Annotated in this window: 9 protein-coding genes and 1 pseudogene; 6 read left to right on the top strand and 4 right to left on the bottom strand. The window is 58.0% G+C overall.

The features are described from left to right. Positions 1-84 precede the first annotated feature (84 nt). The 3 genes from ACK59H_RS08885 (at position 85) to ACK59H_RS08875 (ending at position 3,216) form a co-directional block, all read left to right on the top strand. A complete protein-coding gene (locus tag ACK59H_RS08885; RefSeq protein WP_060477984.1) occupies positions 85-576 on the top strand; it encodes a DUF1543 domain-containing protein in 492 nt (163 codons plus the stop codon). 105 nt (positions 577-681) lie between these two features. Further along, positions 682-1,089: a DUF2946 family protein gene (locus ACK59H_RS08880; RefSeq protein ID WP_060477985.1), complete on the top strand. Its 408-nt coding sequence runs from the start codon at positions 682-684 to the stop codon at positions 1,087-1,089. Positions 1,090-1,164: 75 nt separating this feature from the next. Beyond that, positions 1,165-3,216 carry a TonB-dependent receptor gene (locus tag ACK59H_RS08875; protein ID WP_060477986.1) on the top strand — a complete coding sequence of 684 codons (2,052 nt, stop codon included), beginning with the start codon at positions 1,165-1,167 and terminating at the stop codon, positions 3,214-3,216. 75 nt (positions 3,217-3,291) lie between these two features. Here ACK59H_RS08875 and ACK59H_RS08870 read toward each other — a convergent pair whose 3' ends face one another. The 4 genes and pseudogenes from ACK59H_RS08870 to ACK59H_RS08855 all read right to left on the bottom strand — a co-directional run. Then, entirely contained in the window at positions 3,292-3,621 is a 330-nt protein-coding gene (locus ACK59H_RS08870) for a hypothetical protein (protein WP_060477987.1), read from the bottom strand. Further along, complete coding sequence (locus ACK59H_RS08865) at positions 3,606-4,577, bottom strand: chemotaxis protein CheV (RefSeq protein ID WP_060477988.1); 972 nt, start codon at positions 4,575-4,577, stop codon at positions 3,606-3,608. The genes ACK59H_RS08870 and ACK59H_RS08865 overlap by 16 nt, the downstream gene beginning before the upstream one ends. A 27-nt stretch (positions 4,578-4,604) precedes the next feature. Continuing rightward, positions 4,605-5,696 carry a methyl-accepting chemotaxis protein gene (locus ACK59H_RS08860; RefSeq protein ID WP_371326769.1) on the bottom strand — a complete coding sequence of 364 codons (1,092 nt, stop codon included), beginning with the start codon at positions 5,694-5,696 and terminating at the stop codon, positions 4,605-4,607. Between the two features lie 204 nt (positions 5,697-5,900). Continuing rightward, positions 5,901-6,170: pseudogene (locus ACK59H_RS08855) on the bottom strand (PAS domain-containing protein); the annotation flags it as partial. A gap of 480 nt (positions 6,171-6,650) precedes the next feature. Between ACK59H_RS08855 and ACK59H_RS08850 the strand changes: the two are divergent. From ACK59H_RS08850 to ACK59H_RS08840, 3 genes are all read left to right on the top strand, one after another. Continuing rightward, on the top strand, positions 6,651-9,509 hold the full coding sequence (locus tag ACK59H_RS08850) for a sensor histidine kinase (protein ID WP_060477990.1): 2,859 nt from the start codon (positions 6,651-6,653) through the stop codon (positions 9,507-9,509). Beyond that, positions 9,499-10,623 carry an HD domain-containing phosphohydrolase gene (locus tag ACK59H_RS08845; RefSeq protein WP_081016633.1) on the top strand — a complete coding sequence of 375 codons (1,125 nt, stop codon included), beginning with the start codon at positions 9,499-9,501 and terminating at the stop codon, positions 10,621-10,623. The genes ACK59H_RS08850 and ACK59H_RS08845 overlap by 11 nt, the downstream gene beginning before the upstream one ends. A gap of 296 nt (positions 10,624-10,919) precedes the next feature. Beyond that, entirely contained in the window at positions 10,920-12,359 is a 1,440-nt protein-coding gene (locus tag ACK59H_RS08840) for a DUF6765 family protein (RefSeq protein ID WP_409264405.1), read from the top strand. Positions 12,360-12,394 lie beyond the last annotated feature (35 nt).

Genomic DNA, 12,394 nt, shown 5'->3' with positions numbered 1-12,394 from the left:
AGGGGTGCCGAACAAGGTCGAACTTGGCGAACAATGCTGCAGTGTTCACACTAGCGCGTTGTTCGCTGCCCGATAGGATTGATCATGCTTTACATCGTGATGCTTGGCGGTCGCCACCCTCGTGCACGCATAGAGGTACATGACGTGGTTTTTGCCCAGGCCGATAGCCTGGCGCAACTGCACCCGCACCTGCGCCATACGTGGTTCGGCAGCCCTGAGGGCCTGCACATAGACTCCTGGCTGGAAGTCGACGGTGTCGATGGCTACCGGGTCGAGCTAAGCCAGGCAGCACCGGGGCCTGGCTCCATGCGCCTGTTTTTCCTGAACTTGGGTGGCTATGAGCGGCAGGTATTCGGCGAGGCGCATCGTTACGCGCTGGTGGCAGCCGTCGACAAGGCCCAGGCCAAGCGCCTGGGCAAACAGCGCATGGCACAGGGCTGGTTCAAACCCCACACAGACGCAGTAATCGATATCGACGACTGTTTGCCGGTGGACCTGGTGAGCGGGCGTTATGTGCACTTGGTCGAGGGCGAACATGCAGGCATCCGCCAGTTCAGCGACTACATCGTGCTGTGATGGGTTCAGCTGCTGCGCCATCACGCGACAAAGTGGCGCAGCGCTGACCTTTTACAGCGACACCAGGATGCGGCTTAATGCTCGCCTCATCCATCCGGGGGCGTCATGACTCTACGTGCTCGCGCACATTTGTGTCTGTTTGCCTGCTTCGCCGTGCTGTTCAACCTGCTGGCGATGCCCCTCGACCGTGCCTTGCAAACACCCCGTATCGATAACCAGTCACTGATCCTCGGCAGCTTCTGCAGCCTGCACGGTGCGCAGAGCCTGCCTAAGTCATTGCTGGCGCAGCTCAAGGCCGAGCTGCCGCAACTCGATGATCAACCGGAAACGAAACACCCGGCGGGCGACTGCTGTTGCGGGCACGCCGGGCATGGCTTGCTGGCCAGCGACTATTATCGCCACCTGTTCCCCCGCTTCTGGCCCGCCGCACTGCTGCTCGGTGACAGCCACAGGCTGCCGCTGCCACGCGAACAGTGGCCAAAGCTGAACCCCCGCGCCTCCCCCCTGGCCTGAGCCGTCGTTGTTTGCCCACAGCTGCCCCGTGAATGCGGTGTGCAGCCCTGCCCGACAGTTTCCAGGAAACCACTTATGTCTGCGTTGCGTTGCACCGCACGTGCCGTACTGCCCGTGCTCGCTTTGTACAACCTCAGCCCATTGTCGTTGGCCGTAGCCGAAACACTGCCCGCTGAAAACTCCACCCTCACCCTCGGCGCGGTCACCGTGACCGGCAATCAAAGCGGCCCGCTGGCCACCAGCAGCGTGCTCAGTTCGGTGGACATCCTGGGCGGCGATATCCTCGAAAAAATGCCCGTGACCTACAGCTGGGAGTTGTTCAACCGCGCGCCCGGAGTGATGCTCACCGAGTTCAACCAGGGCACCACCTCGGGCAAATTATCGTTTCGCGGCTTCAATGGCGAAGGCGAAGTGAACGCGGTGAAGTTGCTGATCGATGGCATCCCCAGCAACACCAACGACGGCAACATGCCCTTCATCGACTCGGTGTTCCCCATGGACATCGACAGCATCGAAGTGGTGCGTGGCACCAGCGACCCACGCTACGGCCTGAACAACATCGCCGGCAACGTCAACATCAACACCCGCACCGGCGGCAACTACAACAAGGCGCGCGTGCGCTACGGCAGCTTCAACACCCGCGAAGTGCAACTGGCCAAGGGCAACGAAACCAGCAACTGGACGCAGAACTATTTCTTCGGCCGCCAGCAGGTCGACGGCTATCGCGACCATGCCGACACCGAGCGCTACAGCTTTGGCGGCAAGTGGTTCTACACACCTGACGATGGCAGCTACCGCCTTGGCCTGATCGCCCGCCACTACGAGTCCGAAGCCCAGGAGGCGGGCTACCTGACCGAAGACGACGCCCGCCATCATCCGCGCATGAGCAACGCCTACAACGCCACGGACAAAGGCACACGGCGGATGAACCAGGTCAGCGTGCACTTCGACACAGACCTGGCCGACACCCTGTCCTGGTCGGCCAAGACCTACCTCAACACCTTCGACGACCGCCGCTGGACGCAGTACTGGCGCACTAGCTCACAGCAGGAGCGCGACACCTACGAAGACCAGTACGGCGCCATCACCTCGCTGACCTGGCGGCCGCAGGTGGACTGGCTGCACGCCTTCGCCCTGGAAGGCGGCAGCGATGTGCAGAAGCAGCAGAACCGCAGCGAACGCTATCGCACGCTGGAACGGGTGCGTCAGGCCCAGACCCGCGACCAGGACTTCGACTTCAACACCGTCGGGGCCTACGTGCAGGCGGAGATCGAACCCTTCGAGTCACTGAAGATCGTGCCCGCGTACCGGGTGGACAAGATCAGTGGTGACTTCACCAACAAGATCACCGGGCAGGACTACGACATCAACGACTACGGGCTGATCAAGCAGCCCAAACTCAGCATTGTCTATTCGCCGTGGAAATTCGCCAGCGTTTACGCCAACTGGGGCCGCACCTTCCAAGTCGGGACGGGCGCTGCAGCCTACAAGGTGCCGCCACGCAACGAGGACCTGGACCCATCGATCAACGAAGGTTGGGAAACCGGCGTCAAGTTCACCCCAGCCAGCTGGATCGATGGCCGCGTGGCCTATTGGCGTCAAGACGCCTCTGGCGAAGTGAGCCGTCGCTTGAATGACCCGAGTGGCGAGTCGGACAACGTCGGTGAAACGCGTCGCTGGGGCTACGACCTGCAAGTCAACCTGCACCCGGACGAGCGTACCGAAGTGTGGATGTCGTATTCCTGGCAGTATTCGAAAATCCTTGAGCCCAGCAGCGCACTGCCCGCCAGCAAAGGCAAGGAAATCGACCACGTACCGCACCACCTGTGGAACACCGGCATCAGCTACCAGGCCACCCCTGCCCTGCAACTGAGCGCCTGGGCGAACGGCCAGACCAACTACTACCTGGAGCGTGAGAATGCCCAGGGCACGTACGGCGGCTACGTACTGATGAACCTGGGCGCGACCTACAAGCTCAGCGAAACGATGAGTGTGGACCTGCAACTGAAGAACCTGACCAACCGCTACTACGAGTACGTCTGGTACGACCCTGATGGTGCCGATGCCTCGCTGCATTCACCTGGAGATGGCCGGGCTTTGTATGCCGGGGTGACGTTCGACTTCTGAATGCGTCCTGGCTCGGCGATGAGTGAACCTGGCCGTGCGCTGCGCCCTGACTTGCGCACGGCCAGGCCTAAACCCCTAAACCACGTGCTCGCTACATACCAGGCGGCAGTATTCGGCCCAGTCCATCTCGAGCATACTCGCCAGCTGGCCATGGGCTGCCAGCAAAGCAAGGTTGAACTGATCGACGCTGCGCGACGCACAGATGACCTCCAACTCCCATTGGGCAATGTGTAATTGGCGAGCGACTCGGCACATACGGCCCTCACGATGGTCGGCGTGAATCAGGATATCGCCCATCAAGCGTTCCAGCTTGTTCAACCCATAGGGGTGCGCAACCATGGCAGCCAAACGGCAAGCCACCTCTGGGCAGCCTGGAGCACGTACATCTTTCAGATATTCGAACATGGCTGACTTGCCTCGCCGAGGGATGTATCCAGAGCGAACTGACGGATGCGCGCCGTTACCAGGCCTGCCAGTTCGTCAGGACGGAACTTGGCGAGGAACTGATCCGCGCCAACCTTTTTAACCATGGCTTCATTGAACGCCCCGGAAAGAGAGGTGTGCAGCACAATGTGCAGGCTCGCCAGCTGCGAGTTGGCGCGAACCTGCGCGGTGAGCGTGTAGCCGTCCATCTCCGGCATTTCGATATCGCAGATCATCATCAACAGCTCCTTGGGGGGCTGCTTGCCTTCGGCCAGCATGGTGTTCAGCATTCCCAACGCTTGGCCGCCGTCATTGCAGGCCAACACCTGAACGCCTATAGCCTGCAGACACCGGCTAACTTGCCGCCGCGCCACGCAAGAATCATCGACGATCAGTACTTTGAAGCAGCTGGCCTGCTGCCGAAGTGCGGCATCAAGGGTTGCCTCGCTCAGTTGCTCCGCAACCGGCGACACCTCGTTCAGCACTTTTTCCACGTCGATGATTTCGACCAATGCTCCGTTGACGTTGGTGACGGCGGTGAGATAGTTGTGCCGCCCACTAGCACCGGGTGGCGGATGAATGCGCTCCCAGTTCAGGTTGACGATATGCTCGACCGCACTGACCAGAAAGCCCTGAGTACGGCCGTTGTACTCAGTGATGATGACGTAGGCCTGCTCAAGGTTTTCCAACGCCTGTAGGCCAGTAGCCCGGGCGAGGTCAAGAATCGAGATCGATTTGCCACGTACGTTGGCCACGCCGCGGACCACGGGGTGCGAACCGGGCAAGTGCGACAGCGGTGGGCACTTCAGGATTTCTCGCACCTTGAAAACGTTGATGCCGTAGCGCTGCTTGTCCGCGAAGCGAAACAGCAATAACTCCAGACGGTTCTTGCCAGCCAGCTGGGTGCGGCTGTCGACGGTTTCCAGTAAACCAGCCATTTTTTCACCTCATCTTGCCGATTGGATTCAGCCATTGAACCGTGTGACCAACGCGTTGAGGGCATGAGCGGTGTTCTCCAGGTCGCCGCCCAACGCGCAAGAGTTTTCGGCGATATCGGCGTTCTGCTCCGAGACTTGGGCGATGCTGGTGATCTGCCGGGAAATTTCCTCGGCAACATGGGCCTGCTGCTCTGAAGCGGTAGCCATCTGTTGGCTCATCTCATGGATACGGCTGACTGCGGTGTTGATACCGTCCAACGCTTGTTGCGTGCTGATCACCTGGGCCACACCGCTGACTGCTTCGCCGCTCCCTTGGCGCGCCACGGCCACTGCCTGATTGGCCACGTCCTGAAGGGTCTGAATGATGCGCTGAATGGTCTGCGTGGACTCCTGAGTCTTAGAAGCCAAGGCCCGTACCTCATCGGCGACCACGGCAAAACCTCTGCCTTGTTCCCCGGCGCGTGCAGCTTCAATGGCCGCGTTAAGTGCCAGCAGGTTGGTCTGTTCGGCAATCGAACGGATCATGTTCGCCGCCTGCTGTATGGTCTGAGTTTCGTTGGCCAGTCCCTCGACTGAATGGCTCACAGCTTCGACCGTCTCTGCCAGTTTCTCGATGACGTGCCGGGTCTTTTGCGCTTCCTGCGAACCGGTCTGGGTGAGGAGGTTGACCTCATCGGCTGCTTTGGCGGTGTGATTGATATGCACGGCCACTTCTGCAATCGACATTGCCATCTGGTTCATGGCGGTGGCGGCCATGTCAGCCTCGTCCCGCTGTTTGGTCAGGGCCTGTTCGGACTGGCGGGACAGTGATTGGCTCTGGGTCGCAAGCGCCGCTGTCTGGTTGGCGAAGTCGCCCAAGCGGCTCAGCGCCGTGCGAATTTTGGCTTGTTCACTGATCAGAATCATCTGCAGTTGCCCAGCCATGCCCCGCTCATCGGTGTAGGTTCGAGCGATCAGCTCACTGTCGAAACTGCCTGCCGAAACACTGCGGATGCTGTTGAGTGTCTTGCGTGTCAACACTTCGGCCAGCCCTTGCAGCGCGAACATGCCAGCGGCGGCGGTCAGAGCCCCTGGCAAGGTGCCGGCCAGCTCGAACACTCCGGCACTGACTGCCGCCATCAACGTGGGCGGCAGCAGCATGCGTACCCAGAACCCCACGCGCTCGCGAACAGCCCTGGTCTGCTTGTTATTCTTGAGCCTGGCGTACAGGTCGATCGCGCGCTGGATCTGGTCTCGATCAGGTTTGACCCGCACCGACTCGTAGCCGGTCAGCACGCCCTGGGAAAAGATCGGTGTGACATAAGCGTTGACCCAGTAGTGGTCGCCGTTGCTACAGCGATTTTTCACCACCCCCATCCAGCTCTTGCCTTCTTTAAGGTAGGACCACATGTGCGCAAACACCGCACTGGGCATATCGGGGTGCCGGACGATGTTGTGGGGGCTGCCAAGCAGTTGCTCACGGGTATAGCCACTTACCGCCACGAATTCGTCATTGCAGTAGGTGAGCTTACCGTGCAGATCGGTTGCGGAAATCAGCCGCTGACCTGCTGAAAACTCGAGTTCTTTTTGAGTGACCGGAAGATTAGTTCGCATGATGCAAACCCTCTTTGAACGCTGTAGGCAATGTTATGTGTATGGCTAGTCGTTAGCGCTCACATGCGTCCTGCGGTTCGGGCGAGGCGGTCGGGATGGAGTTCTGGGTGATGGCACCTGTCTGAGGTATGAGATGAAGTGGAGCCTAATAGGTGGCTATTTGATGTCAATCCGCCACTGAGAATTATCTTGTTACATCTGTCGTTTTTTGCATGCATCTTTGAGCCACGTCAGTACTTAGCCTTCTATCTACGTGTAAAAGCGACAGGTTTGCATCCGCGATTTATAAACTGGGGATATCCACTGCGATTTGGAAATTTTTATTATTTCGCTCCGCCCTGAAAAGACACGTTTGCAATGCTCGTTTGTTTCCTAGAATGAGTCGACGAAGGGAGTTTGAAATTTGAGCTGGTGAGCGATAAAACGAATAGTGTCTGTATGCCACTATCGTTGCTGCCAGTCGGCATGCAAGGAGGCGAAATGAGCAAGAGCCATGGCCGTGTCATGTTGCGACAGTGGATGTGGCGCGCATTCATGCGCAGCGCATTGATTCCGCTGGTGCTCGTAGAAACGGTCCTGGTTGGCTGCTATCTGCTGAGCAACCAGGCCATCCGCGATGCACAACTGGGCTATCTGGACCATAGTGCCAGCGAAAGCCTGGCCGCCAGTGCCGAGCAGAATGCACAAATCATCGAGAATCAACTTGAGCACATCAGCGCCACTGCAAGCTTGCTCGCACGTCTGACCCAACGTGCGTTGCAGGGCCCAGCCCCGGCAACCACTGAAACCCTGGCAGTATCACCGCAAGGCGCACGGTTCAGTGCTACCGACGTGGGCGGCGCAGCTTCTTTCTACTCGGCGGCTACCCCACTGGAGCACCACGACCTGAACAAAGTCGCCCGGCTGGCCACGCTGGATACCGTGTTCATGGAAATCCAACGCCATGATGCGACCATCGCCAGCCTCTATTTCAACAGTTGGGACAGCTACAACCGCATTTACCCCTGGTTTCGCACCGACGAGCAATATCCGCCCGATATGCGCATACCTGACTTCAATTTTTATTATCTGGCTGACTCGGCGCACAACCCACAACGAGAAACGCGTTGGACCGACGTCTACCTAGACCCCGCTGGCCACGGCTGGATGATGTCGGCGATCGCGCCCGTCTACACAGCCGACTTCCTCGAAGGGGTGATTGGCATCGATGTAACCATCGGCGGCGTCTTAGGCCAGCTGGAAAAGCTCAATGTGCCTTGGGATGGCTACATGCTGCTGGTGGGACGTGATGGAACCATCATGGCGATGCCTGAAAAAGCCGAACACGATTTCGACCTGCAGGAGTTACTCAAGGTGCCAAGCCAAAACAAGCTCAGCACCGAGCAGTTCAAACCACAGAACTTCAATTTAAGGTTACGCAGCGACACCGCACGGTTGGCCAGCCAATTGAACGACAGTCCATCAGGCAACCTGCAACTGGCGCTCAAAGGCAGAGAGCATTTGATCGCCTGGAGCGCGATTGGCAGTACGGGGTGGCATCTGCTGGCAGTTGTCGACAAGGAAGCGGTCATGAGTACCACCAACGCGCTGGCGGCCCACTATCGTAATATCGGCTACCTGATGATCGCCGGTCTGGTGCTGTTCTACCTCGCTTATTTCAGTGTGCTGTGGCGGCGTTCGCGCAGGCTCAGTGAGCGTTTACGCAAAACCATCGACGACATCAGAGGCATGCTGAGCGAAATTGGCAAAGGGCAATGGCAACCATTGCGTGCCGAATCGCAGATTCAAGAACTCGACGCGATGGCTGGCGACGTGCTGACCATGGGCGGGCAGTTGGCAACCAGCGATCTGCATCGACGCATGGCACAGCATCGCCTGACATTGATCATGGATTACCCCACTTCGGGCATGTGGGAATATCACCTGGAAGACGATTGCATGAGCCTGCACGGTGGTTTGTGCAAGCGCCTGGGGTGGCCCAATAACCAGATATCCCGTGAAGCATTCCTGGAACGGCTTGATGCCCAAAGCGCGAGGCAATTCCAGGGGGTGCTCGATAGCCTTCGCAGTGGCAATACCCAACGTATCGAGTTGGAGTTGAAGGTGTGTCAGGCCGACGGCAATTCTTTGTGGGTGTTGTGCCAAGGTCGCATGCTCGATGTTTCGGTGGGTGCCCAGCGCGCTGCGCTAGGCACGTTGGTCGACATCGACAGGCTCAAGCTGGCCGAGGCCGACCTCAAGGAGCGAACCCACCAAGCGCAAGCGGCGAACCGGGCGAAGTCGCGATTCATTTCCAGCATCAGCCATGAACTGCGAACGCCCCTGAATGCCATCCATGGCTTTGGCCAGCTGATGCAGATGCACGTGCAGGATGCAGTTGTCCGGGACCAGACCCAGGAGATCCTGGCAGCGAGCAGCCACCTCGGCAATCTAGTGGACGATCTGCTGGACTGGTCGAGCCTGCAAGCAGAAACCCAGCACCTAAGCCTGCGACCAGTTCAAGTCGCCCCATTGTTGGAGGAGTGCGCTGAAATGATGGCGGCTCAAGCCCAGGCGGTCGGGCTCAAGCTTGAGCTGCGGCCTATACCGGAAAACTTTTGGGTACAGGCCGAGCCCAGGCGTCTGCGCCAAGTGCTCTTGAACCTTCTCTCCAACGCGATTAAGTACAACCGCCCCGAGGGTATGCTGTGCGCAGGCGCCGAGTCGCTGGCCGGGGCCCTTCGCCTGTATGTCGAGGATGGCGGTATGGGCATCGAGCCTGAGCTACAGGCCGAGCTGTTCGAGCCGTTCCAACGCTTGGGCAAGGAAAACACCGCGATCCAGGGCACAGGAATCGGCCTTGCGCTATGCCGAGAGTTGGCTGGGCTGATGAGCGGTTCGATGGGCGTCTACAGCGTGCCAGGTGAAGGTAGCCGCTTCTGGATCGAGCTACCTGATGCCGAGCAGTTGGAATGCAAGCAAGACGAGGCCTCACCCACGGTTTTCTATGCCGGCAGCGATGTGGACATCGTCCTCCAATTACCGATGCTGGTAAGCAAACGTACCAGCTTTGTGCACGGCACGCTGGAGGCATGCCTGATACGAGCGCGCGAGCACGGAGCACCGAATGTGCTGTTGCTTGACTGCGATCCCGAGCAGCAGCCGCTGGAGCTGCTCGGCCGAATACGGCGCGCAGCCGGTGCCGCGCAGATGTCTGTGGTCTTGATAGGTAGCGAGCCACGCAAGCTGGCAATGCTGGGTATCGAATTTCAGGGAGTGCTCGCAAAACCTGTGAGCCGTGAAGAACTCGCTGAATTGCTCACGGCGTTATTGGAACAGGAGTCCACCCATGTTCACTGATATTCCAGACGATGTGCGCATCGTGGTCGTCGACGATGTCGCTGCTAACTTGCGCTTGCTCAGCTCAAGCCTGAAAGCCTTCGGCTTGGCAAATGTCACGTGTTTTTCTGATTCGGCTGCGGGGCTGCAGTGGCTGAAGACCAACTCATGGGACTTGCTATTGCTCGATCTGGATATGCCAGAGCCTAACGGTTTTCAGATACTGGAACACCTGAGCGGGCGGGATCGCTCTCGCCAGCCGGTCATCATACTTACTGCGCTGACCGACGCTCAGAGCAGGCGTAAAGGCCTGGAATTGGGCGCGAATGACTATCTGCCCAAACCGTTGGACCTGCCCGAGCTGGTATTGAGGGTGCGCAATTGTCTGCGCCTGGCGCAGGCCACCAGCCGCCTACAGAAGGCCAATCTCGATCTGGAAGTACAGGTGTTGCAGCGCACCTTGCAATTGCAGGAAAGCTACCGCGCTGCGATCCGCGCATTGGGCCGAGCTGCGAGTTATCGGGACAATGAAACCGGTGATCATATCCAACGAATTGGCGATTCGGCAGCACTGATCGCAGCAGCGATTGGCCAGCCCGCCAGTTGGTGCGAGCGTCTGAGAATGGCAGCGCCAATGCATGACCTTGGCAAGATCGGCATTCCTGACCACGTTCTGCTCAAGCAAGGGCCGCTGACCGAACAGGAACGACAAGTCATCATGGAGCATCCCGGCATCGGTTATAGCATTCTGCACAATGGCGCGATGGACGAGCTGACTGAAATGGCGGCGCAGATCGCTTACTGCCACCATGAGAAATGGGATGGTTCGGGCTATCCACGGGGTCTGAGCGGCGAGGCGATACCCCTCGCCGCGCGAATCGTGGCGCTGTGCGACGTCTATGATGCGTTGCGGATGCCCCGCCCTTACAAACCCAGCTGGAGCGCTCAACGAGCGCAGACGTTTATCCGGGAGCAGGCTGGCCAGCATTTCGATCCGAGGCTGGTGGAAGTCATTGAGGGTTGTTTCGAGCAGATCGAGCAGTGCTTCGAAAAGTCGAAGATCACCGGCCACGACCCATCCAGGCGTGAGCAATTGCTTCAATCATCCCATTCGCAGCATGCGGGCCGTCACTAACGCCTTGCTACGTGAAGTGCCTCATTGAGGCGGGTTCGAATTCGCCCCATGAAAATCTTGATCGTGCTCTTTCCGTTCAAGAGGGTATGACTGGGGCCCTCGCCTCTTAAGCCATGAAATATTCGAAGCGAATCGCTATTTACCGAGCATCACACATACACACTTCAATATATTGAATCTTAATCATAGAGATAGGCATTAACTAATAAGCGATATCAGTTTGACATCACGCCTGCGTCGCGGCTATACATTCCCCCCGGGCGACTTCCATCATATAACCGCCCACGGGAGGCAGCATGGATCAGGATTTTCATTATTACGGCACTTTCCACTCAGCAATGTGTGCAGGGTTTGACAACGCCGATGCAACGTTGATTGCAAAGGCGTCCAACTTTATCGACTTCTTTCATGAGGGCGAGTACAACGCTGACTGGTCATTGGTGAGTGAGACAAAGAAGTCCGCGCACTACACAATCATTGCCAAGATGGACAAGCCTCGCTACACCTTCCAACACGGATATTGGGATACCTTCAAACATCCTGAAGACAGCGTATGGTGCGCTTATCATTTTATCCCTGGCAACTACGACGACCCGACAGGCACGCCCAGCCGAGAGGACGTCCATGGCGCAGCTGTAGCCGATTTCCTGCCTCGCCATATCAAACGTGATACCCGAGGCGGCGAGTACATATTGAGAAAATACAACCCGGGCACAGTGAAAGACCTAGAGTTCGGGCAAATGCTCAATCGGCCGCAAAGTGCACTGTCCAGAAAGCTGGTCGAGGACGCCGTGCTGTGCGCAACCGACGACGACCGCTTGGCAAGGATCATCAGCCTGGCCGCAGGTGGCCCAGAGATACTAGACACCGATCGTTCGGACGTTCTGCGCAGGTTCAAGTTGATTCTGCTGGGTGTGCGGGCGCACGTGATTGCCGATACCTGGGCGCATCAAGACCATTGCGGCCTGGACAACGTGATGAATACCTACTGGGATGCAGACTACGACCCAGACTCCTGGAACCCGCTAAAACAAGGGCTTGGGCGGCAAAGTATCTATTACACCGATGGCTCGTCCCAAGATTGGAAGCAGACGGTGCTGACCATGCATAACAGCACCATTGGTTATTTGACCCAGCACGTGCCCAATTCGAATTTCGAAGCCACTCCCAATGCAACCAGCTACCTGGGCCACGGCTGGCTAGGGCACTTCCCAGACTTCAGCTCGGTCAAGTTCCGCTACAAGCCGTGCTGGTCAGACCCTAGAAAAACGATCGAGCGAGACAACCCGAGGGAATATGAAGCCGCCTGGGTCGAACTGACCAGTTTGTTCCACCAAGCCAAGACTGGGCGCCGGCTCGAAATGGATGAGGCATTCAAAGCCAATCTTCGAAATGCCAAACAAGCGATAGAAACACCTTGCGAACTCGGCAAATTCGTACCAGGTCGGTTAGTTTCGCAATTGGCATGGCAACGGGTGCTGACCGAACAACCCCTGGCACAGATTGACACCCTTCCAGAGCCGGATGCCAAAGCGGTGTTGGCAGGCGTGCTCGACAAGAATGGCACGACCTATGTAAACGCCAAGAGTGATCTTTACCTGTTCCAGATTGCGGCAGATTACCACTTCCACTTTATCAAGCACTATCTCAAGGCTAATGGCATCTATCAATTTACCGGGGCGTGGTCGAAGCAGCACAGCACGCTGTCTGACAGCATCGTGAATCTGTTCGAATAAGCCAATTGACCCCAGGAATCCGATACCCGATGAGG

It is taken from the genome of Pseudomonas sp. KCJK9000, from assembly GCF_046230725.1.
GTDB lineage: Bacteria > Pseudomonadota > Gammaproteobacteria > Pseudomonadales > Pseudomonadaceae > Aquipseudomonas > Aquipseudomonas promysalinigenes.
The sequence above is the reverse complement of the archived record's forward strand: the minus strand, read 5'-3'. Positions and strand labels throughout refer to the sequence as shown.